This is a genomic window from Dickeya dadantii NCPPB 898 (assembly GCF_000406145.1).
Taxonomy (GTDB): domain Bacteria; phylum Pseudomonadota; class Gammaproteobacteria; order Enterobacterales; family Enterobacteriaceae; genus Dickeya; species Dickeya dadantii.
Map to the genome: position 1 here is coordinate 2,563,938 of NZ_CM001976.1, position 23,459 is coordinate 2,587,396.

Consider the following 23,459-nt stretch of genomic DNA (forward strand, 5'->3'; position numbering starts at 1 on the left):
ATAATCTTATTGTAAAAGCGAAAAAACCGTGCCCTGGCGGGCACGGTTGCAGGTACAGTTATTGCCAGACGGAATCAGGCACTTTTGCCAGATATAACGCCGGTTTACCATCGACATCAGACGTAAACAGAATGTGCTTGTCATCCGGCGTAAAGGACGGATGTGGATGAGTTACCTGACGATCGCCCTCCAGCACTTCCCAAGAGGTGTTGTGTTGAGCGACCTGGAAATGTTTCCCGGTCTTCATATTGAACACATACAGGAACGGATCGTTTTCAATCTTGTAGCCACCGTCATCTTTCACATCCACCGGCGCATTACACCCATCTCCCACCATCAACGTACCATCGTAGTTACTCATCAGGTGAGAACACGGCGGCATTTCAGTCAACTGACGGTTTTCCAGCGTTACCGGATCAACGCTGCAAATGAAACGGTTAGTACTGCCTTTCAGATAGGAAACGTAGGCCAGCGCAGAACCATTCGGCACCCAGAATTCGTGAGTGCAGCTTTCGCCCGGCGCATGCTCTTTTACCTTACGCATATTGGAGCCATCTTCATTGATGAACCACATACGCGCATCAACCAGGTCATGCGGACCTTCATGGCAGAAGGCCACCGTATTATCGTCACCTGGACGGTAAATAGGATGACCCAGCCATTGGTTTTCCTTCAGAATGGTGGTGGCTTCGCCGGTTTTCAGATCGATACGAATCAAACGGCAGCATGGATTGGTAAAGTAGAATTCCTGGAATTTTTTCCAGTCGGTCAGTGGTTTCCAATCCTCTTTCTTGATCTCGATACCGACCATTTTGGTGCAGTCGGAGTTGGCAACCCAGGTACCGTACCCGACCCAGTCGTCCGGCACCTGATAAATATTGGTTTCTTCCAGTGTATTCAGGTCAACACGCATCAAATTACGAACGTTCTTTACATAATAAAGCGCGTCATCATCTGGTGACAGAAAACCACCAAAAGTATTGTCGCCGGTACCTTCGGTCAGTTGCGTCGCCTGCTGAGTTTTCAGATCCAGCAAATAGTAGTTCCACGGCCCGTCAAAGGCGCCACCAAAAAGCAGCTTGCTGCCATCATTGGAAAAACACTTCTGATAGAAGTAGTTGCGGTGGCAGATAACATCGGGAGGAGTGAGACGCACCACTTCGGTGCCGGTGACTGAATCCTGGTAAGTATGGAACGAAAAAGAAAGCTTTTTACCTTTGGCCATCCGTAAATCCTTAGCGCTTATCGTGAAAAATCAGACGCCGCCAGGTGAAAGATTACCCGTCATCCCGGCCAATCGCCTTGTTATACCGGTATTGTAGAAACAACGTTTCATTTTTCCGTGATCGTGGTTTTATTTTATAAAACATTCTTTCATTTTTCACTGACTGTTTGCGCTGACGCAAGATTATTTTGCCTGATATTGATCCAGATTCGGCAATAAGCAGCCAGACCAAACGTCAGAAAAAACAAAGGCCCCGAAGGGCCTTTGCGAATAGGACAACCACAGCGATTATTTGAGGTACTCGCCTGCACGCAACGCTTCGATACGTTTGTCCAGCGGCGGGTGCGACATAAACAACTCGCTGAGGGACTTGGATTTGCCATTGATGCAGAATGCCATCATGCTGCTCGCTTCCTGCGGCTCATAGCTGGTTTTCAGCCGCTGCAATGCAGCAATCATCTTCTCACGCCCGACCAGTTTCGCTGAACCGGCATCGGCATGGAACTCACGGTAACGGGAGAACCACATGGTAATGATGCTGGCCAGAATACCGAACACCAGTTCCAGCACCATGGAAACCGCCATGTAAACCAACGGGTTGCCATTACTGCTCTCTTCGCTGTCGTCGCGATTGCCGGAAAGAAAACCGGTAACGATTTGCGCGATGATGCGGGAAATAAAGATCACGAACGTGTTCACAACACCTTGCACCAGCGTCATCGTGACCATGTCGCCGTTAGCAATGTGGCTGATTTCGTGAGCGATAACCGCTTCGGCTTCATCACGGCTCATGTTCTGCAACAGCCCGGTGCTTACCGCCACCAGCGAACTGTCGCGGCGAGCGCCGGTCGCGAACGCATTAATATCGGGCGCATGGTAGATGGCGACCTGCGGCATGGCGATGCCCACCTGCCGAGACTGAGCGCGCACCGTGTCCAGCAGCCAGCGCTCGGTTTCGTCACGCGGTTGTTCGATCACCTCGCCGCCAACGGATCGCAACGCCATCCATTTGGACATCAGCAGCGAAATAATCGACCCGCCGAAACCGAACAGGCCAGCCATGATAATCAAGCCCGCCATGCTGTTGTGCTGAACGCCCGTCAGACTAAGCACCAGTCCGAATACCACCATCACCGCCAGGTTGGTGAGCAGGAAAAGCGCGATACGCATCATATGATTCAGATTTCCTCTTTCAGCAAAAGCAACAAAAGTGTTTGCAACACCCACATCGTATGGGTTACGCCGCCATTTTCAAGCACCCATAACCTTTATGTTACCAAATTAACATAACTTTACATTTTTATTGAGGAATGATCCGGGAAAAACACGGAGCGTCGCCCACACCAAGCGGACCGTTTGCAAAACAGCCAATAGCAAGGAATCTGATGTAGTTATGTTGGAAATCATGAAAGAACCTGGCATATACGCAAGTTTAGATGTAATAAAATATAATTCGCGTAATATTTTTCCTGAAATGGCGAAAAACATCAGTCAGCCTGACCTGTGGCAAAGAACCGTAGCGCAGAGGAGATGCAACCAGATCCGCTTTGCCGCATCTCGCACGAATGATTCAAAATATCGTGGTATCCATACGCATTTTCGCGGCTTAACAGATGCCAGTCACATCATAGTGATATCACTGGACCAGAGGCGCATCCTCCAAACCCAGCAATTTTTCGAACTCCTCCGCCGGCATTGGCCGACCAAACAGATAGCCTTGCGCCTGCTCACATCCCTTGTTGAGCAATCTTTCACACTGCTCCTGCGTTTCCACGCCTTCGGCGATCACATCCAGACCGAAGCTTTTTCCCAGATAGAGAATCGCGCGAACAATCGCCGCATCCGGCGCCGACTCGCACATAGCGCGCACAAAGGTTTGATCGATCTTAAGCCGCGTGACCGGGTAATGCTTCAGCATGCTGAGTGACGCATAGCCTGTGCCATAGTCGTCAAACGCAATGCCGACGCCGCTGCTACGCAGCTCATTGAGGGGCTTCATCATATTCTCGTCATGCCGCAATATGATGTTCTCCGTGATTTCCAACTCCAGCGCACCGGGTTTAAGGCCCGTTTGCGTCAGGACTTCCTTGATTTTCTGCGCCAGCATGCCGGAGCGGAACTGGGCCGCGAACAAGTTGATGCTGATACGGAAATTCCCCGCGCCGGACCGGCACCAGTCAGATGCCTGCTGACAAGCGGACCGCACGACCCAGTCGCCAATACGCTCCGCCCAGGGGCCGCGCTCCAGCGCGGACATAAACGCAGCCGGCCCCAGCAGCCCTTTATAAGGATGACGCCAGCGCAGCAACGCTTCCGCACCCACTACCTTACTGTTAACCAGGCTGACCTGAGGCTGATAAAACACCTCGAACTCTTCCTGCTCATACGCCCGGATGAATTCCAGTTGGAAAGCATGCCGGGCCTGAAACACTTCTCTCAATTCGCGAGTAAAGAAGCGATAGCAGTTACGCCCATCCGCCTTCGCCTGATATAACGCCAGATCGGCGCTGGTGAGCAGATCCTGCACGGTTGTCCCATGTGCCGGATACATGACCAGCCCGATGCTGGCGCTGGTGTTGATTTGCTTGTCATCCACCGGCACGGCTTGCGAAATATCATAAATGATTTTTTCCGCCAGTTTTGCCACCTGCGACTCGTCATTCTGCTTCGGCAACAGAATCGCGAACTCATCGCCCCCCATGCGGGCCACCAAATCGCCGGAACAGACATTATCCTGTAATCGTTTGGCGACGCTGGACAGAATCTCGTCGCCGCTGGCATGGCCAAGACTGTCGTTGATATCCTTAAAACCATCCAGATCGATAATCATGATGGCGGTCGGCTCGCCGTTTTTCAGCACCTGCTCCAGCGTGGAAGTCAGTAATGTGCGGTTAGCCAGCCCGGTCAGCGGATCGCGGTGCGCCTGCAGGAACAACCGCTCTTCGTAGCGTTGCCTTTCGGTGATATCGCGCAGAATGATGCCGTAGCGCGTCTGATTGTTGACATGCCACATTGACACCGTAAGCTCGGTTGGAATCAGGGTGCCGGGCAATGCGCGCGTTTCCAGCTCGATCGAGCTACCTTTGAATATCGCGGTTTTGTCCGTCGCCAGATGATGCAACTGCACCACGAACATATCCGGCACGATAATGCTGATGTGTTCGCCAACAATCTGGTCACGGCTGTACTCCAGCATTTTTTCTGCCGACTCGTTCCAGAAAGTGATAGTGCCCCTGTCGTTGACGCAGAGAATGGCGTCCGGCGAGGATTCGGCGATGCTCTCAAAGCGGGCCTGGCTGGCACGACGCGCCAGATCCAAACGCCGCATCTCTAGTTTGTCCATCACCAGCGCGGCAAAATCCTGCAAATTATGTGCATCGCGGGCGCTGAGAGAAGATCGGGGTTTGTTGTCAATAATACATAACACGCCGATAGGAAAACCGCTCGGCGTCCGCAATGGGATACCAGCGTAAAAACGGATGTGCGGCTCGCCGGTTACCAATGGATTATCATGGAAGCGAGGGTCTTTGCGCGTATCGGGGATCACCATGATCCGTTTTTTAAGAATCGCATGCGCACAGAATGATTCGTCCCTTGACGTTTCGCACACCGACATGCCGACGCTGGCGGCAAACAGTTGTCGTTCTTCCTCTACCAGCGAAATCAATACGATAGGGACGTTGAAAACGTTAGCCGCCAGATTGATCAAATTGTCAAAACCAGGATCAGACAGTGGTTTACTGATGCCGTACTCTCTCAATGCCTCAAGTCGGCTTTTCTCATCTTTATTTGCTGGGGCTCGACTCATGGGGGTTCCCCTCACATTATCCATTGTTTTTTCTTTCAGAAAAAATTGTAGCCTGTTGTCGCGACGATGCTTACCGTAACTTTTCACGCAAAAAAAATCATCGATGAATAAAATCCATCGATCTCTTTCGATTAAATTTAAAACGATAACTGGCTACTATCCCTCTTTGCTCAGTCTCTTCCCCACACCAGGGTTCGCCTCTTTCATGCAAATTATCGGGCAGCATCAACAGAATAGCAAAATGCAGACGCGGAGGAAGACCTGTCGCCAAGATTTTCTAAGATTCCTGGATTCCCATAAAAATAGAGGAAAACACGAGTGGTTAATTATCTTAATAGATCGTTATTCCCAATCGTCAATGCAAAGTTGATAACTTATTACTATAAAAATGTACTTATTTACGACTTCTCAAAACTGATAGAACAGCGGATACGTTTTCCCGATCGGTTAAATGCCGATAAAAGACTTTCTCTTTAAGAAAATTGGCGCGTAAAACCGAAATAACAATTACATCTACCGGCGTTATATCCGTGCCGATCTCATTCTGTCCCGATGTAGATATGAGCGGAAAAAACAGGCTGCTATTCGCTCACTCGCTTTATGCCGGACAAAATCTGACGGTTCGCCTGGAGCAAATGCATTAAAAAAAGAGAAGAGAAAGTAAAGTGATAGTACAAAAATGCGGAGCGGCAAGCCCAAAGACTCACAATTAATGCGGAATAGTACATCAGAAAAACGGCAAATATCGCTGGAGAACAACCTCACGGAAGCCGGGACCGCCGTGAGGTTTGATGCAATCGTCGATTACATATTGCTGATGATGTCCTGCGCAAACTCGCTACATTTACGCAGCGTGGCGCCTTCCATCAGTCGCTCAAAGTCATAGGTGACGGTCTTGTTCTTGATCGCGCCTTCCATACCTTTCACGATAAGATCAGCCGCTTCAAACCACTGCAGGTGACGCAGCATCATTTCAGCGGACAGGATCACGGAACCCGGGTTCACTTTATCCTGGCCGGCGTACTTCGGCGCCGTGCCGTGAGTAGCTTCGAACAGCGCACAATCGTCACCGATATTGGCGCCCGGCGCGATGCCGATCCCGCCCACCTGCGCCGCCAGCGCATCGGAAATATAGTCGCCGTTCAGGTTCATACAGGCGATGACATCGTACTCTGCCGGACGCAGCAGAATCTGCTGCAGGAAGGCGTCGGCAATCACATCTTTAACGATGATGTCTTTGCCGGTTTTCGGGTTCTTGATTTTCACCCACGGCCCGCCATCAATCAGCTCACCGCCGAACTCTTCGCGAGCTAACTGGTAACCCCAGTCTTTGAACGCACCTTCGGTGAATTTCATGATGTTGCCTTTGTGCACCAGCGTCACGGAGTCGCGATCATTGGTGATGGCGTATTCGATTGCCGCACGAACCAGACGTTTGGTCCCTGCTTCGGAACACGGCTTCACACCGATACCGCACTGTTGCGGGAAACGGATTTTCTTCACGCCCATTTCGTCTTGCAGGAACTTGATTACTTTGTCCGCTTCCGGCGTACCGGCTTTCCACTCGATACCGGCATAAATGTCTTCGGCGTTTTCGCGGAAAATGACCATGTCGGTCAGCTCGGGCTGTTTAACCGGGCTCGGCGTGCCTTCGTAATAGCGAACCGGACGCAGACAAACGTACAGATCCAGTTGCTGACGCAGCGCCACGTTCAGAGAACGGATACCACCGCCTACCGGCGTAGTCAGCGGCCCTTTAATGGCGACACGGTAATCGCGGATCAGATCCAGCGTTTCATCCGGCAGCCAAACATCTTGACCATACACCTGAGTGGATTTCTCACCGGTGTAAATTTCCATCCAGGAAATTTTGCGCTTGCCCTGGTAAGCTTTGTTCACCGCGGCATCGACAACGTTAATCATGGCTGGCGTCACATCGACACCGATACCGTCACCTTCGATAAACGGAATGATCGGATTAGCCGGCACGACCAGTTTACCCTGAGCGTCAACCGTGATTTTCTGCCCTTCTGCCGGTACAACTACTTTACTTTCCATTAACCTCTCCTTCGAGCGCCATTTTGTTAATGACTTGTAAGATGCGTGTCAATACTACTTGAATATTTAGCCTGAGCCAATCACAAACCATTTCGAGTATAATGTTTTTGCCATCCACAGCCAGTAATAAGATGAATAAATTCCCTGTTAAAAATCACCGACTTAAACGATTCAGCTCTCGGCCGGTAAAAAATGAATCCACCGCCGTGACGAAAACGCATATCGTGTTGTTCAATAAACCTTTCGATGTGCTTTCCCAGTTTACCGACGAGGGCGGCCGCGCCACGCTGAAAGACTATGTTCCGTTGCGGGATATCTATTCTGCTGGTCGACTGGACCGTGACAGCGAAGGCCTGATGATACTGACCAACGACGGCAAGCTGCAGGCGCGGCTGACCCAGCCCGGCAAGAAAACGCCCAAAATCTATTACGCTCAGGTAGAAGGCGTTCCCGACGAAGAGGCTTTGCACGCGTTTCGCACCGGTCTGATACTGAGTGACGGTCCGACCCTGCCCGCCGGCGTGGAGCAGGTAGAGGAGCCGGCCTGGTTGTGGCCGCGTCAGCCGCCGATCCGCGAACGTAAAACTATCCCGGTTAGCTGGCTGAAAATCACGCTGTACGAAGGTCGCAACCGTCAGGTGCGACGTATGACTGCGCATATCGGCTACCCAACGCTGCGTTTGATTCGCTACAGTATGGCCGGCCAGACTCTTGATGGATTGCACCCCGGCGAATGGAGGGAGATTGACCATGTTTAAACCGCATGTGACCGTGGCCTGCGTTGTACAGGCGGAAGGCCATTTTCTGGTTGTTGAAGAAGAAATTAACCACCGGCGTCTGTGGAACCAGCCTGCCGGTCATCTGGAAGCGGACGAAACGCTGATTCAGGCGGCACAGCGAGAGCTGTTTGAGGAAACCGGCATCCGCGCCACACCGCAAAGCTTCCTGCAACTGCATCAGTGGATCGCGCCGGACAAAACGCCCTTTCTGCGTTTTTGTTTCACGCTTGACCTGCCCGAGCGGCTGCCCACCACCCCGCACGACAGCGATATCGCCTGCTGCCACTGGCTGAAGCCGGAAGTCATTCTCCAGGCTGATTGCCTGCGATCCCCGCTGGTGGCCGCCAGCCTGGTATGCTATCAGCGCGGCCAGCGCTACCCGCTAAGTATACTGGAAGCCTTCAACTGGCCGTTTCCCGATCCGGCCTGATGCTGCCTGCCCGGCACGCTGTTTCTCAGACTGCGTGTCATCTCCGCCCGGAAAATGTGTTTCCGGGGTAAAGGTGTTATCAGGATAAGAATGTGTTATCAGGAGAAATGTGTGATCAAGATAAATGTGTTAACCTGTTGCGCCTGTTTTTCGCTTTAACGCTTTACACCACATCATTGAGTTCGCGAGACGTCCATGTCAGATAACAGCCAGAAAAAAGTCATTGTCGGTATGTCCGGCGGTGTTGACTCATCGGTATCCGCCTACCTGCTGCAACAGCAGGGGTATCGGGTAGAAGGCCTGTTCATGAAGAACTGGGAAGAAGATGACGATACGGAGTATTGCTCCGCCGCCACCGATTTGGCCGATGCGCAGGCTGTCTGCGACAAGCTGGGCATTGAACTGCACACCGTCAATTTCGCCGCCGAATACTGGGACAACGTTTTTGAGCACTTTCTGGCGGAATACCGCGCCGGTCGCACGCCCAATCCCGATATTTTGTGCAACAAGGAAATCAAGTTCAAAGCCTTCCTGGAGTTTGCCGCCGAGGATTTAGGGGCGGATTACATCGCTACCGGCCATTACGTGCGCCGTAAGGACGTGGATGGTAAAAGCCGCCTGCTGCGCGGTCTGGACGGCAACAAGGACCAGAGCTACTTCCTGTATACCCTAAGCTATCAGCAACTGGCGCAGAGCCTGTTCCCGGTCGGCGAGCTGGAAAAACCGCAGGTGCGCGAAATCGCGGAACAACTGGATCTGGCGACCGCCCGGAAAAAAGATTCCACCGGCATTTGCTTCATCGGCGAGCGCAAATTCCGCGACTTTCTGGCGCGCTACCTGCCCGCACAGCCCGGCCCGATTCTGTCCGTCGACGATGGCAAGGTGATGGGCGAACATCAGGGGCTGATGTACCACACGCTGGGGCAGCGCAAAGGGCTTGGCATTGGCGGCGTAAAAGAAGGCGGCGACGACCCGTGGTACGTGGTCGACAAAGATGTCGCCAACAACGTGCTGTATGTCGCGCAGGGCCATGAACACCCGCGCCTGATGTCTGTCGGCCTGATTGCCCAGCAACTGCACTGGGTCGATCGTGAACCGCTGACTCAACCGCTGCGTTGCGCGGTAAAAACCCGCTATCGTCAGGCCGATATTCCCTGCCTGCTGACGCCGCTCGACGCAGACCGCATCGAAGTCCGTTTTGATGAGCCGGTGGCCGCGGTCACGCCGGGTCAGTCCGCGGTATTTTATCAGGGCGAAGTCTGCCTTGGCGGCGGCATCATCGAAGAGCGTCTGCGCTCGGCGCAATAAGCGGCCGCCGCACCTGCCAAAGGGAACCGTACCGGTTCCCTTTGCGTTTCTGACATCCCCTACGAGAAATCAATCGCATCAGTGCGCTGCGTCAAATAAAACACGGTGCGGGCACCTTTTCCGTTTTCATGACACTAAACTTGAATTGCCGGACAATCGAGTCTGACGATTTTCAGCGTGAACAAGGTTTTACCGGGTTCATACTGGGTTCATGCTGGGTTCATGCTGATTTTTATGGCATGATCACCGCCCTTTTCGGCTGTATGGGTGAAAAAGCCGGGGCATGTTCGCCGGCGTTTATTTTTTCCTCTGGACCGAACCGGAAACACAGACAGGTATTCCGACCTCGCACGCCGGCCAGATGATGTTGACAGGAGCAATTGTGGCTAAAAACTATCATGACATTACGCTGGCAATGGCAGGCATCTGCCAGTCTGCTCATTTGGTGCAGCAATTAGCTCATCAGGGCAGTTGTGATATGGATGCGTTAAAAGCGTCACTGAAAAGCATCATGAACATTAATCCGCCCAGCACACTGGATGTTTTTGGCAACACGGAACGTAATCTAAAAATCGGGCTGGAAACCCTGCTGGGTATTCTCAATTCGTCGCGCGAAGGGCTGGGCGCGGAGCTGTCGCGCTATACCTTCAGCCTGATGGTGCTGGAACGCCGCCTGCACAATAACCGCGAAGCGATGAACGATCTGGGTAGCCGCATCAGCCAGTTGGACCGGCAGTTGGAGCACTACGACTTGCTGTCGGACACCTTCATTAATGTGCTGGCCGGCATTTATGTGGACGTGATCAGCAAACTCGGCCCGCGCATTCAGGTGACAGGCGCGCAGGAAGTGCTGAAGAACCCGCAGATTCAGGCGAAGGTGCGGGCAGCGCTGCTGGCCGGAATCCGCGCCGCCGTACTCTGGCAACAGGTGGGCGGCAGCCGGCTGCAATTGATGTTCTCCCGCAGCAAGCTGGTGCGCCACGCGCAGGAGATCCTGGCCCGCTGCCACGACTGACCGGAACCCGTGCATCCGTGCATTGACGGCGGCCGCTTATTCCGGTTCGGCCGCCGCCATGAGATACTATCGATATTAAGATACTATCTGCCTGATACTGTCTGCCTAAGATACTGTCTACCTAAGATGCTATCTGCATGAGATGCTATCCGCCATGAAATGCTATTCGTCATGCGATAGGATGACGACAACCAATGTTCTTTATTTGAAAACAATCCCAGGAGTTGCTTGCGATGGAATTATCCTCACTGACCGCCGTTTCCCCCATTGATGGACGCTACGGCGATAAAGTCAGCATGTTGCGCACTATTTTCAGCGAATACGGTCTGCTGAAATTCCGTGTGCAGGTTGAAGTACGTTGGCTGCAAAAACTGGCGGCCTGTGCAGAAATCAGGGAAGTTCCTGCATTTGATGCTGACGCAAACGCTTTCCTTGATAAAATCATCGCTGAATTCAGCGAAGAAGACGCCGCGCGCATCAAAACCATCGAACGCACCACTAACCATGACGTCAAAGCGGTGGAGTATTTCCTGAAGGAAAAAGTGGCGGCGGTCCCGGCGCTGCATGCCGTGAACGAATTTATCCATTTCGCCTGCACCTCCGAGGATATCAATAACCTGTCCCACGCCCTGATGCTGGACGCCGCCCGCCGCGATGTGCTGTTGCCGTTCTGGCGCAATATCATTGACGCCATCAAACAGCTGGCGCTGCAGTATCGCGACATTCCGCTGCTGTCCCGCACCCACGGCCAGCCGGCTACGCCGTCCACCATCGGTAAAGAGTTTGCCAACGTCGCCTACCGTATGGAGCGCCAGTTCCGTCAACTGCAGCAGGTGGAAATTCTGGGCAAAATCAACGGCGCCGTGGGGAACTATAACGCCCATATGGTGGCTTACCCGGCAGTCGACTGGCACCAGTTCAGCGAAAGTTTCGTCACCTCGCTGGGCATCCAGTGGAACCCCTACACCACGCAGATTGAACCGCATGACTACATTGCCGAACTGTTCGACTGCGTCGCCCGTTTCAACACCATTTTGATCGACTTCGACCGCGATGTATGGGGCTACGTCGCCCTCAACCACTTCAAACAGAAAACCATCGCCGGCGAAATCGGCTCGTCAACCATGCCGCACAAAGTCAACCCGATCGACTTTGAAAACTCCGAAGGCAACCTCGGCCTGGCTAACGCGGTGATGGGCCACCTCGCCAGCAAATTGCCGGTATCCCGCTGGCAGCGCGATCTGACCGACTCCACGGTGCTGCGCAACCTGGGCGTGGGCGTAGGCTATGCGGTCATCGCTTATCAGGCGTCCCTGAAAGGCATCAGCAAGCTGGAAGTCAACCGCGATCGTCTGCTGGATGAACTGGATCACAACTGGGAAGTGCTGGCCGAGCCGATCCAGACGGTGATGCGCCGTTACGGCATTGAGAAGCCGTACGAAAAACTCAAAGAACTGACCCGCGGCAAGCGCGTGGACGCCGAAGGCATGAAAGCCTTTATCGACGGGCTGGCGCTGCCGGAAGACGAAAAAACCCGTCTCAAAGCGCTGACCCCGGCCAATTACATCGGCCGCGCCGTGAAACTGGTCGACGAACTCTGATCCTATTTCTGACCCTACTCCGGGCGGCATTCTCTCGCCGCCCGGCTCATTTCCTGCCTCCCTGTTTAGCCTCAGTTGAGCACAACTGTGGATAATGCTGACGAACCCGCCGACAATGGCGTATTTCTATCTATGACTCTACTGGACTGGGCTATCCCGGACTGGGCTATCCTGGATTGAGGCAAACGTGCTGGTGCACGCCGCCAGGTCTGTACAACACGTTGATAGTTCACTACGTTTACGTCGATAGCTCACTGAGTTTGGATAGACTCCATCAGGAAAATGACCGAGGAAAACGTCATGCGCATTCTTGTCGTTGAAGATAATGTTCTGTTACGCCATCACCTGAATGTCCAGTTAAATGAAATGGGGCACCAGGTTGATGCGGCGGCGGACGCGAAAGAAGCGGATTATTTCCTTCAGGAACACGCGCCGGATATCGCCATCGTCGACCTGGGCCTGCCGGTGGAAGACGGCACCAGTTTGATCCGCCGCTGGCGCGCGCATCAGGTCAAATTACCGATTCTGGTCCTCACCGCACGGGAAAGCTGGCAGGAAAAAGTGGCGGTGCTGGAAGCCGGCGCCGACGATTACGTCACCAAACCGTTTCACATCGAGGAAGTGGTGGCGCGCATGCAGGCGCTGATGCGTCGCAACAGCGGTCTGGCTTCCCAAATCATCAGCCTGCCGCCCTTTGAGGTCGACCTGTCGCGCCGGGAATTGCTGGTACATGGCGACCCGGTCAAGCTGACGGCGTTTGAATACACCATCATCGAAACCTTGATCCGCAACAATGGCAAGGTAGTCAGCAAGGAGTCGCTGATGCTGCAACTGTACCCGGACGCCGAATTGCGGGAAAGCCACACCATCGACGTGCTGATGGGCCGACTGCGCAAAAAATTGCAGACCGCCAATTCCCACGATGTCATCACCACCGTTCGCGGGCAGGGTTACCGCTTCGATATCTAATCATGCTGGACGGCCTATTTCATTCTGGACGACATATTGAAAAAATCTCCTTTTTCGCTGCGATTTCGCTTTCTGATCGCGACCGCCGCGGTGGTGCTGGCGCTGACGCTCTCCTACGGTATCGTCGCCGTGGTGGGCTACAGCGTCAGTTTCGATAAAACCTCATTTCGCCTGCTACGCGGCGAAAGCAACCTGTTCTACAGCCTGGCGCAATGGCACGATAATCAACTGACCATCGCCACGCCGCCTGAAATCGACATCAATTACCCGACGCTGGTGTTTATCTACGATAAGCACGGCAAACTGCTGTGGCGGGAACGCGCCGTCCCAGAGCTGGAATCGCAGATCAAACCGGAATGGCTGGAAAAAACCGACTATCACGAGCTGGACGCCGACACCAACACCAGTAACGCGGTATTGCAAGGCAGCAACCCGCAGATGCTGGACAAACTGCACGCCTACAGTTCAGAAGACAAAACGCCGTTCACCCATTCTATCGCCGTCAATGTTTACCCGGCCTCCGAGCGCCTGCCCAAGATGGTGATTGTGGTAGTAGACCGGGTGCCGCAGGAACTACAACAGGCTGATGTAGTCTGGGAGTGGTTCCGCTACGTGTTTATCGCCCATTTGGTGCTGGTATTGCCGTTGCTGTGGCTGGCGGCGCACTGGAGCCTGCGGCCGATCAAACATCTGGTGCATCAGATCAGCGAGCTGGAACACGGCTCCCGCGAGCATCTGGACGAAAATCCGCCGCGGGAATTGAACAGTCTGGTGCGCAACCTGAATACGTTGCTGAGCAATGAGCGCCAGCGCTATCACAAATACCGCACTACCCTCACCGACCTGACCCACAGCCTGAAAACGCCGCTGGCCGTGTTGCAAACCACGCTGCGTTCGCTGCGTACCGGTAAAGAACTGACTATCGAGCAGGCCGAACCGATCATGCTGACGCAAATCAGCCGCATCTCGCAGCAAATCGGCTATTACCTGCATCGCGCCAGCGTGCGAACGGAACATCTGACCATCACGCGGGAAGTGCACTCCGTTCCGGCGCAGTTGGACGCGCTCTGCTCTGCGCTGAACAAAGTGTACCAGCGTAAAGGCGTGGTGCTGACGATGGACATCGCCCCGGAGCTGACCTTCATCGGCGAGAAAAACGATTTTATGGAGGTGATGGGCAACATTCTCGACAACGCCTGTAAATACTGTCTGGAGTTCGTGGAAATCAGTGCCCGTTACTCTGGCCAGAAGCTGCATCTGGTGATTGAGGACGATGGCCCCGGCATTCCCGACAGCAAACGGGAACTGATTTTCCAGCGCGGGCAGCGGGCGGACACCTTGCGCCCCGGTCAGGGCATCGGGCTGTCGGTCGCGGCGGAAATCATCGAGCAGTATCAGGGCGAAATTCTGATCGGTACCAGTGCGCTCGGCGGCGCCAAGGTGGAAGCCATTTTCGGCCGCCAGCATCTTGGCCAGAATGAGAACTGACGCCATCAGGCCTGGCATTAACCGTCTACAATACAGGGAAAACCACCGTCTGCCGGTCGATAAGGTTAAGGGCCTTTTACCCCTTCCGCCTCGTCCGTGAATTAAGGACGGGACACCATCACGGCGACTTCGTTATAATCGCCGACAGCTCCCTGTTACTGGAAATGCGTTATGGACTACCAACTTAATCTCGACTGGCAGGATTTTCTGACCCACCACTGGCAAAAAAAACCGGTAATCATCAAAGGTGGTTTCCGCCATTTCATCGATCCGATTACCCCGGATGAATTAGCCGGGCTCGCCATGGAAAACGAGGTGGACAGCCGACTGGTAAGCCATCAGGACGGCCGCTGGGATGTCAGCCACGGTCCATTCGAAAGCTACGATCATCTGGGAGAAAGCAACTGGTCTTTGCTGGTGCAGGCGGTCGACCACTGGCATGAACCTTCCGCCGCGCTGATGCGCCCTTTCCGTCAGTTGCCCGACTGGCGCATTGACGACCTGATGATTTCCTTCTCGGTGCCGGGCGGCGGCGTCGGTCCGCATCTGGATCAGTACGACGTGTTTATCATTCAGGGCACCGGCCGCCGTCGCTGGCGCGTGGGCGACAAAGTGCCGATGAAGCAGCACTGCCCGCATCCTGACCTGTTGCAGGTCGCCCCATTCGACGCCATTATCGATGAGGAACTGGAACCCGGCGACATTCTCTATATTCCGCCCAGTTTCCCGCATGAAGGCTATTCGCTGGAAAACTCGCTCAACTACTCGGTAGGCTTCCGCGCGCCCAGTTCCCGTGAGTTGGTCAGCGGTTTTGCCGACTACGTGCTGTCTCGTGAACTGGGCGGACAGCGCTACAGCGACCCGGACATTCCCGCGCGTCCACACCCGGCGGACATCCTGCCGCAGGAGCTGGATAAACTACAGCACATGATGCTGGATCTGGTGCAGCATAAAGACGCGTTCCGCCAGTGGTTCGGCGAATTTGTCTCCCAGTCGCGTCATGAACTGGATCTGGCGCCGCCGGAGCCGCCTTATCAGCCGGGCGAAATGTACGACCTGCTGCAACAGGGCGAAGCGTTGCGCCGTCTTGGCGGATTGCGGGTGGTGCGTATCGGCGAGGACTGCTTCGTCAACGGCGAGCATCTGGACAGCCGCCAGTCGCAAGCGATCGCCGTGCTGGCGCAGTACGACGTATTGGATGCCAAACGCCTTGGCGATGCGCTGGACGATCCCTCGTTCCTTGCCCAGTTGACCGCGTTGGTCAACAGCGGTTATTGGTATTTTGTTGACTGACGGTATTTTGTCGACTGATTAGCGACACCCGATCACCTAAAACACCAGAGACGCCATGCGGCGTCTCTTTTTTTTCCAAAACTTTGCCAAAACCTACAACCCGTCAGGCTTTAACCGACACACTCTTGCTGCTGGTGTGCCGGGTTTTGGCCCGTAACGCGGTCAGTTCGGCGATACGCATGATCACCGCCACTGCGCTTTCCATCCCTTCCAGCGTGACAAACTCGTGCTTGCCGTGAGCATTGTACCCGCCGGTAAACAGATTCGGGCACGGCAACCCCCGGAAGGAAAGCTGCGCACCATCGGTGCCGCCGCGAATCGGCTGCATCAGCGGCGTAATGTCGCAATCACGCATCGCCTGCTGCGCCAGCGCGATGATATGCGGGTACTGTTCCACCTGCTCGCGCATGTTGTAGTAGCTGTCGGTAATTGTGACCTCGATATAACAATCCGGGTGCAACCCTTTACCTACCGTTTCGGCAATCTCCAGCAGGGTTTTCTTGCGCCGTTCGAAACCGTCGCGCTCAAAATCCCGGATGCTGTAGTGCAGTTCGGCCCGCTCCACCGTCCCTTTCGCGCTGTGCAGATGATAGAACCCCTGATAACCTTCGGTCTGTTCCGGAACTTCATTAGCCGGCACCAGTTGGTGGAAACGCGTCGCCAGCGACAGCGCATTAACCATTACCCCTTTGGCCCAGCCAGGATGCACATTGTTGCCGACAATCTTCACCACCGCCGAGGCGGCATTGAAGTTTTCATACTCCAGTTCGCCCACGCCGCCGCCGTCCACCGTGTAAGCCCATTCGGCCCGGAACGCCTCAACATCGAAATGCTGCGCGCCCTTGCCCACTTCCTCATCCGGCGTAAAGGCGACGCGAATATCACCATGTGGGACCTGCCGTTTTTTCAGCCGCACCAGCGCGGTGATGATCTCCGCGATCCCCGCCTTATCATCGGCGCCCAACAGCGTTTTGCCGTCGGTCGTAATCAGCGTCTGCCCCAGCAGATGATGCAACACCGGGAACATCACCGGCGACAGCACCTCGTCGCCCACGCCCAGTGCGATATCACCGCCGCGGTAATTCTCCACAATCTGCGGGTTGACGTGCTTGCCGCTGAAATCCGGCGAGGTATCCATATGCGCGATAAACCCCACCGCCGGCACCGGCCAGGCCACATTACCCGGTAACGTTGCCATCACACAGCCGTGCTTGCTGAGGGACACCTGCTCAAACCCCAGCTCGGTCAATTCCTGTTGCAACGCCTGCGCCAGTTTTAATTGCCCTTCGGTACTCGGCACCTGCCGCACACCCGCTTTGGACTGGGTGTCAAACGCGACATAATTTAAAAAACGATCAAGTAATTTTTCCATCACCACCCCCTCCGATGGATTACGTGTTTCATTATGTAGAGGGTGTCAGCGTCAGATATTGCGTCAGGTCAGTTTTTATTGGTTTTCCCCCTGACGCCACCGCTCAGAACGCCCGTACGGCAGGGCGGATAACACGCCGGCATGCCGACCGCGCCCATCAGGCTCAGCAATTAATTAACAATTTATCAACACGAAGAGACTGGCGAAGCGAGTCGCCACAAGGCAAGGCAGGAATGGAACCCCCAGCCTAGCTGGGGGTTTTCTATAGACAATAGGGGCCGACGGCTTGACGCCCGCCGGCCTGCGAAGGTTACAACCACTCGTAATACTGACCCAGGCTTTTATCGCAGCCGCAGCAACTACCGCATTTGGGCGCGGCCTCGCCGCTGTGAAAGCGGATTTTGCCCTTCTGCACCCACACCGCCAGCATCCCTTCCACCACACCGGGATCGGCCTTAAAAGCGGTGCTAATGTCCTGCAGCGACACCTTTTTTCTTTCGCGGACAAAATCCCGCAATTCCAGTAGCGTCATCATGTTCTCCCCGGCGGGCGGCTGGCCCGCCCGACTGGTTACTTCGCTTCACCTACCGCCATACGCTGACGTTGCAAGCCATTACGGCGCAGCAGCATCACCGTGACGCACAGCATCGCCGCCACCCCCAGCAACGCGCACAGCGAGTACAACGGATGCTGGGCAAAACGCCCGATCTGATACACCACTACCGCGGTGCTATACCCGACCTGAATGGTCCACCCGGCGCAGAACAGCGTCCAGGCGGTTCCCACTTCACGCCAGATGGCCGACACCGCCGCCACGCAAGGGATGTACAACAACACCATCAGCAAATAGCTGAACGCGCCCAACCGGCCATCAAACATCTGACTAATCACGGTCAGCGAGGTCACGGAAAACTTGTTGTCTTTAGCGATGGTGTCGGTATCGGTCAAATCCCCGACGTTGATCCCCATCGGGTTAAGCAGCGCATCGCCCAGCTTGCCCAGGTTTTCCGGAATGGTCGCCAGCGCGTCGTGAATACCGCCGGTCAGGCTGAAGGTTTTTTCCTCCTTCGCGCCGCCGCTCTGCGAGGCCGCCATCGCGCCATACAACGAATCCAGCGTACCGACCACCGCCTCTTTGGCGAAGATTCCGGTGAATACTCCCACCGCCGCCGGCCAGTTCTCCTCCCGAATCCCCATCGGTTTGAATACCGGCACGATGGCTTGCCCGACGGCCGACAGCACCGATTTCTGGGTATTCTGGTTGCCGAAGGAACCATCCGTCCCCATCGAGTTAAGGAAACCCAACACCGTCACCACCACCACAATCAGCCGCCCGGCGCGTAGCAGGAACCCTTTCAGACGCTCCCAGGTACGGATCAGCACGCTGCGCAGACTGGGCAGATGGTAAGGGGGAATCTCCATGACAAACGCGGAAGCATCACCTTTCAGCGCGGTGTTTTTCAGCAGAAATCCGGTGGCGATAGCGGCGGCGATCCCGACCAGATACAACCCGAACACCAGATTCTGTCCGCCTTCGACAAACAACGCCGAGGCAAACAGCACGTATACCGGCAGCCGCGCGCCGCAGGACATAAACGGCGCCATCATCACCGTGACCACGCGGTCGCTGTGACGCTCCATGGTGCGGGTCGCCATCACGGCGGGCACGTTACAGCCAAAGCCGACAATCAGCGGCACAAACGCCTTACCCGGCAAACCGATGCTGCGCATAAACCGGTCCATCACAAACGCCGCCCGCGCCATATAACCGGAGTCTTCCAGCCAGGACAGGAACAGATACAGACAGCCGATCACCGGAATAAAGGTGGACACGGTCTGAATGCCGCCGCCCACGCCATCCGCCAGCAAGGTTTTCAGCCATTCAGGGGTGTGCAACGCCAGCAGCAGTTCGCCGAACCCCTCCACCAGCAACGCACCGAACAGCTTGTCGAAGAAATCGATAAACGCGCTGCCGACATTGATGGTGAACACAAACATCAGGTACATCACCAGCAGGAAGATCGGAATACCAAAAAAACGGTGCAGCACGACGCGGTCGATCTTGTCGGTCAGAGTCGCGGAGACTTCGCCGCGCCGGGTAATCACCTCGCGGGCCACCGCCCCCACAAACTGATAACGCGCGTCCGCCAGGAAGATATCCAGTTCATCTTCGTATTCCGCCACCAGCCGGGTCACCTGCGCATCGGCAAACGCCAATGCGTCAGCCGTCACCCGGTTACGCACGGTAACATCGCCTTCCAGCAACTGAATCGCCAGCCAATGCGGATTGCGAATGGCGGGCTGCCCCTGCAACCGTTCCGCAATCGCCTGCGCAGCCTGGCTCAGCGGCGCATCGTAAGGAATCGACACCGGCGGAATCACCGGCTGCGCCAGTGCTGCCTGACACACCTCGTGCAGCATCTCGATGCCTTTTTTCTGGCTGGCGGTAATCGGGATGACCGGACATCCCAATCGCTGCTGCAGACCGGCGATATCAATATCCAGTTTGCGGGCGGTGGCGATATCCATCATGTTGACGGCCACCACCATCGGCACCTGCATATCCAGCAACTGTGCAGTGAGGTACAGATTACGTTCCAGGTTGGAGGCATCGACGATATTCAGCACCAGATTGGCTTCACCGGACAGAATGTAATCGCGCGCCACCCGCTCATCTTCCGAACTCTCGGAAGAGGGGTTCAGCGAGTAAACCCCCGGCAGATCCACCAGCGTCACCTGTTGCTGCTGATAACGGTAGCTGCCGACCTTCTTTTCCACCGTCACGCCCGGCCAGTTGCCGACAGTTTGCTTACCGCCGGTCAGGACGTTGAATAACGTCGTTTTGCCACAGTTCGGGTTGCCCACCACGCAAATTACGGGTTGCGTACTCATAAAAAATCCTTACCTGCCCGGATTAACATTTTTCCAGAATCAAAATCTGCGCTTCGCCTTTGCGCACGCTGATCGCCGCGCCACGCAGGCGCAGCTCAATCGGGTCGCCCAACGGCGCCACGCGCGACACCGAAAACTCCACCCCCGGCGTGACCCCCAGCGCCAACAGACGCTTGCGGTAATCCGCCGATCCTTTCTGAAACCCCAGCACACGCCACTGTGTGCCCACCGCCAATGCTTCCAGTGTCATCGCTGTGTTGACCTCATACCTATTGTTGCGTCTGTTGCGTCAGAGTAACGACCGTTGTCGTGAACCCGTAGTTATCAAATGATGGTCATAAACCTGTGGTTATAAACCGATAGTTAGGCTGATTATTGCTGCGGCGACACCCACACCTGCTTGCCCATCTCCCAGTTGATCGCCACCCGGCTGTCGCCGGAGGCCAGCATCAACGGCTGATTGGCGTCGCGCTGAATCACGCGCACCTGCCCGCCGACGCGGATGCCAAGCTCGGTCAGCCGCTGCTGGTATTCGCCTGTCGAACGAATTCGCGCCACCACGGCATTCACGTTAAGGGGGAGATCAAGCAGCGTTTGAAGACTCAGGGCCATACGACAATCCTTCACTGACAGTGTGCGGCATCCCGCCAACCCACTGGCGGTAATCCATCAAAGCAAGTAATAACGATTATCAATCATATTCTTGTTGACAAGCCGCCCCTTGACGCACGTCAAGGGAGGTGAAGATTGGGGGAGTGGTGGTAAGGTATGGGGTTTATGTGTGAAGCCACAGTAAGGAAAATTATGCTATCGGTTACGTCCCTGACGGTAGCAGAGCAAGGACAAATCGCCGCCACAGTTCATGCTGAAGGGCCGTTGGCTGAGAGACTGGATTCAGTTGAGATTATTATCATGAGCAAAAAAAACACAGATATCAGTAAGTTTTTAAGTTACATATTACGCCATGAACCTGAAGTCATAGGTTTATCTTTGGACAAAGAAGGGTGGGCTATTATAAGCGATCTTATCCTTTGCGCCGTTAAAGAAGGCTATACACTCGATAATAGTCTTATTCATAGTATCGTGGATAATAGTGATAAAAAACGCTTTACGATTTCAGATGATGGATTACGTATCCGGGCAGCTCAAGGGCATTCATCGCAACAGGTAAATATAACGTATGAAGAAAAAATCCCTCCCGAGTTTTTATATCATGGAACTGCAACACGATTCCTAATATCAATTCGCGCTCAGGGATTACATGCAAAAGATCGACAATATGTCCATCTATCTGCCGATAAAGAGACAGCAATTCAAGTTGGAAGTCGGCATGGAAAACCGATTGCACTAAAAATAAAAGCCCTGACTATGTATGAACAGGGCTTTAAGTTTTATCAAGCAGACAATGCCGTCTGGCTAACTGATTCTGCTCCCCATCAATACATTGATGAATAACTATTCATTATCATCTGCCCGTTCAGCTTTATAACGGGCAGATTCCAGATGAGCTATTTTCAACCATTCAGAAAAATTATCTGTGTAACCTCTGTTTTCCCAACCAGCGGCGGCAAAGGCATGAACATAGTATATCTTTGGATTACCAGATGTATCCTCGCCGTCAAAACAAACAATATCATCTGAGTAATTAATTTTGGCAAAAGGCACTAGCTTCCTATTAGGATATTTCGCCTTAACCTCATGCATCCAAAACACTGAAGACTCTTTAAATTCACAGATGAATGACCACGGTTCTATATCAGGAATAACATCTAAAGACATTATCTCCAGATAAAGATCCGGATATTTAAATCCATCAGGAAGATCATCTTTTTTATATAAATAGCTATTCATTCCTTACTTCCCTTTTCCAGTTACTCTAGGTACATCATAAGAACCATAGGGATTCTTATCACCAAATCCTCCTGACTGTTTATTAATTCTTCCAGTTATTGCTTCCCCCCAAGTTTGGGGAATGAAATCACGTTTTCTATCCGAAAAGCGTTCAATCTCTGAAGATGTTAACTTATCATCATAGCTTCTAACATTTGCTTCAACTCTAATCCCCGCATCTCTGGCAGCGCTGATCCGAGTATTATCCATACTTGTCATATTACCATCAGGCATTTTCACAACATCAACCGGATCCCCCTTCCAGCCATCTTTTCTCATGCTGGAAACAAGATCATCATAAGTGTATTTCACACCTGTACCTCGATCTGTTTTATTATTTGAAACTGTATTTTGTGAAAAGCGAATTTCGTTAGCATCAAAACTTGAGAGTGAACTATTGCCTGGTTTCGCAGTAGAGCCTTTATTCACTGCTGATTCTATCTGCATCCCTTTCATACCAACCAAAGCAATTGCGATCGCCTGCAACTGCATCGCCGTATCATACTGCGACGCCACTTCATCCCAGCCTTTTCCGGTTGATTTGGCTATGGCGGTAATGGCTGCATCGCGTGTGATGCTGCCTTCATCCAGCCCTTTCAGGATGGCGCTTGCATTAGCCGCGTCCTGCGGGTACAGGTCTTTGTAGATCAGACGGTAGCTCGCCGCACTCTCGCCATAACTATTCAGCGCCTGCTGCGCCTTTGCCACCAGTGCCGAGCAGGCCCCGCCTGATTTGTTGCCCTGCGTACAGATATCGTGGATAGCCTGATCGCGATCTTTGTCCAGCTTGCGGGTATCCGCCAGCTCTTTGGCTTCGTCCGCCGTCAGTGTTCCGGCTTTCTCCTTACGCTCCAGATCGGCCTTCGTCTGAGCTTCTGTGGCGCTGAGATAGTTATTCTCCACCGCATTACGCCCGGCCTGCGCACCTGTCGCCGCACCGGTGGTGTTACCCGACGCAATCCCCGATGCCAGACCGGCCGCCAGCGAAGCCAGCGCGCTTACCGACTGTTTTTCCGCTTCAGTCAGGTCGCTGGTGTCCCGCCCTGAGTACAGCTCCTTCATGATCAGCAGCCGCGCCGTCAGTTCGCCGCCTGCTGCGCCCACTGCGCCCGCCACCGCATCCTTGCCGGACAGTTGCGCCACCACCGCGCCCATCAGCGCATGCCCCATCGCGTTGGCCGCGATGTCCGATGCCGTGGCTTTACTCTCGTCCGCCGGCATCGTCACGCCTTTCACCAGCTGCGCCAGATACGGCGCCGACGCCCCGGCCAGCGCCTGCTGCAGGTTACCGCCGCCCGCACCGCGCGGATTTCGCCTTCGGTACGGACAAT

At 54.2% G+C, this 23,459-nt stretch carries 20 protein-coding genes; 9 read left to right on the top strand and 11 right to left on the bottom strand.

Going from position 1 to position 23,459, the window contains the following annotated elements:
* Nucleotides 1-58 precede the first annotated feature (58 nt).
* From ogl to icd, 4 genes are all read right to left on the bottom strand, one after another.
* Complete coding sequence (gene ogl, locus DDA898_RS11730) at nucleotides 59-1,225, bottom strand: oligogalacturonate lyase (RefSeq protein ID WP_013318086.1); 1,167 nt, start codon at nucleotides 1,223-1,225, stop codon at nucleotides 59-61.
* A 288-nt stretch (nucleotides 1,226-1,513) separates the two neighbouring features.
* Complete coding sequence (gene htpX / locus DDA898_RS11735; protein WP_013318089.1) at nucleotides 1,514-2,398, bottom strand: protease HtpX; 885 nt, start codon at nucleotides 2,396-2,398, stop codon at nucleotides 1,514-1,516.
* A 463-nt stretch (nucleotides 2,399-2,861) separates the two neighbouring features.
* Nucleotides 2,862-5,033 (bottom strand): sensor domain-containing phosphodiesterase, encoded by a 2,172-nt coding sequence (locus DDA898_RS11740; RefSeq protein ID WP_038911259.1) that lies wholly within the window; start codon nucleotides 5,031-5,033, stop codon nucleotides 2,862-2,864.
* Nucleotides 5,034-5,837: 804 nt separating this feature from the next.
* Nucleotides 5,838-7,091, bottom strand: a complete 1,254-nt coding sequence (gene icd / locus DDA898_RS11745; protein ID WP_013318091.1) for an NADP-dependent isocitrate dehydrogenase — start codon at nucleotides 7,089-7,091, stop codon at nucleotides 5,838-5,840.
* Nucleotides 7,092-7,222: 131 nt separating this feature from the next.
* Here icd and rluE point away from each other — a divergent pair, with 131 nt between their 5' ends.
* The 8 genes from rluE to DDA898_RS11785 all read left to right on the top strand — a co-directional run bounded on the left by rluE (nucleotide 7,223) and on the right by DDA898_RS11785 (nucleotide 15,974).
* Entirely contained in the window at nucleotides 7,223-7,849 is a 627-nt protein-coding gene (gene rluE / locus DDA898_RS11750) for a 23S rRNA pseudouridine(2457) synthase RluE (protein WP_038901312.1), read from the top strand.
* The gene (locus DDA898_RS11755) at nucleotides 7,842-8,300 is read left to right on the top strand and encodes an NUDIX domain-containing protein (protein ID WP_038911260.1); all 459 of its coding nucleotides are present in this window, start codon (nucleotides 7,842-7,844) and stop codon (nucleotides 8,298-8,300) included. The genes rluE and DDA898_RS11755 overlap by 8 nt, the downstream gene beginning before the upstream one ends.
* 195 nt (nucleotides 8,301-8,495) lie before the next feature.
* Nucleotides 8,496-9,608, top strand: coding sequence for a tRNA 2-thiouridine(34) synthase MnmA (gene mnmA / locus DDA898_RS11760; protein ID WP_038911261.1), 1,113 nt, complete (start codon nucleotides 8,496-8,498; stop codon nucleotides 9,606-9,608).
* Nucleotides 9,609-9,990: 382 nt separating this feature from the next.
* Nucleotides 9,991-10,623, top strand: coding sequence for a high frequency lysogenization protein HflD (gene hflD, locus DDA898_RS11765; protein WP_038902680.1), 633 nt, complete (start codon nucleotides 9,991-9,993; stop codon nucleotides 10,621-10,623).
* A 233-nt stretch (nucleotides 10,624-10,856) separates the two neighbouring features.
* Nucleotides 10,857-12,224, top strand: a complete 1,368-nt coding sequence (gene purB / locus DDA898_RS11770; protein WP_038911262.1) for an adenylosuccinate lyase — start codon at nucleotides 10,857-10,859, stop codon at nucleotides 12,222-12,224.
* A gap of 300 nt (nucleotides 12,225-12,524) precedes the next feature.
* Nucleotides 12,525-13,193: a two-component system response regulator PhoP gene (gene phoP, locus DDA898_RS11775; RefSeq protein WP_013318097.1), complete on the top strand. Its 669-nt coding sequence runs from the start codon at nucleotides 12,525-12,527 to the stop codon at nucleotides 13,191-13,193.
* 36 nt (nucleotides 13,194-13,229) lie between these two features.
* Entirely contained in the window at nucleotides 13,230-14,681 is a 1,452-nt protein-coding gene (phoQ, locus tag DDA898_RS11780) for a two-component system sensor histidine kinase PhoQ (protein WP_013318098.1), read from the top strand.
* A 171-nt stretch (nucleotides 14,682-14,852) separates the two neighbouring features.
* Nucleotides 14,853-15,974, top strand: a complete 1,122-nt coding sequence (locus DDA898_RS11785; protein ID WP_038901317.1) for a ribosomal protein uL16 3-hydroxylase — start codon at nucleotides 14,853-14,855, stop codon at nucleotides 15,972-15,974.
* A gap of 103 nt (nucleotides 15,975-16,077) precedes the next feature.
* Here the strand turns inward: DDA898_RS11785 and pepT are convergent, their stop codons facing one another.
* From pepT to DDA898_RS11810, 5 genes are all read right to left on the bottom strand, one after another.
* A complete protein-coding gene (pepT, locus tag DDA898_RS11790; protein ID WP_013318100.1) occupies nucleotides 16,078-17,346 on the bottom strand; it encodes a peptidase T in 1,269 nt (422 codons plus the stop codon).
* A gap of 310 nt (nucleotides 17,347-17,656) precedes the next feature.
* On the bottom strand, nucleotides 17,657-17,881 hold the full coding sequence (locus DDA898_RS11795; RefSeq protein WP_013318102.1) for a FeoC-like transcriptional regulator: 225 nt from the start codon (nucleotides 17,879-17,881) through the stop codon (nucleotides 17,657-17,659).
* 35 nt (nucleotides 17,882-17,916) lie between these two features.
* Nucleotides 17,917-20,238, bottom strand: a complete 2,322-nt coding sequence (feoB, locus tag DDA898_RS11800) for a Fe(2+) transporter permease subunit FeoB (RefSeq protein WP_038911263.1) — start codon at nucleotides 20,236-20,238, stop codon at nucleotides 17,917-17,919.
* Nucleotides 20,239-20,260: 22 nt separating this feature from the next.
* A complete protein-coding gene (locus DDA898_RS11805) occupies nucleotides 20,261-20,488 on the bottom strand; it encodes a FeoA family protein (protein WP_012769649.1) in 228 nt (75 codons plus the stop codon).
* 122 nt (nucleotides 20,489-20,610) lie between these two features.
* The gene (locus tag DDA898_RS11810) at nucleotides 20,611-20,850 is read right to left on the bottom strand and encodes a FeoA family protein (RefSeq protein WP_013318104.1); all 240 of its coding nucleotides are present in this window, start codon (nucleotides 20,848-20,850) and stop codon (nucleotides 20,611-20,613) included.
* Nucleotides 20,851-21,150: 300 nt separating this feature from the next.
* Between DDA898_RS11810 and DDA898_RS11815 the strand changes: the two genes are divergently transcribed.
* Nucleotides 21,151-21,693, top strand: coding sequence for an RNA 2'-phosphotransferase (locus DDA898_RS11815; RefSeq protein WP_038912550.1), 543 nt, complete (start codon nucleotides 21,151-21,153; stop codon nucleotides 21,691-21,693).
* Here the strand turns inward: DDA898_RS11815 and DDA898_RS11820 are convergent, their stop codons facing one another.
* Nucleotides 21,694-22,089: an SMI1/KNR4 family protein gene (locus DDA898_RS11820; protein ID WP_038901320.1), complete on the bottom strand. Its 396-nt coding sequence runs from the start codon at nucleotides 22,087-22,089 to the stop codon at nucleotides 21,694-21,696. It lies immediately after the preceding gene.
* 3 nt (nucleotides 22,090-22,092) lie between these two features.
* Nucleotides 22,093-23,459: VENN motif pre-toxin domain-containing protein (locus tag DDA898_RS23690; protein ID WP_236616657.1), on the bottom strand; the 1,367-nt coding region annotated here is incomplete at its 5' end.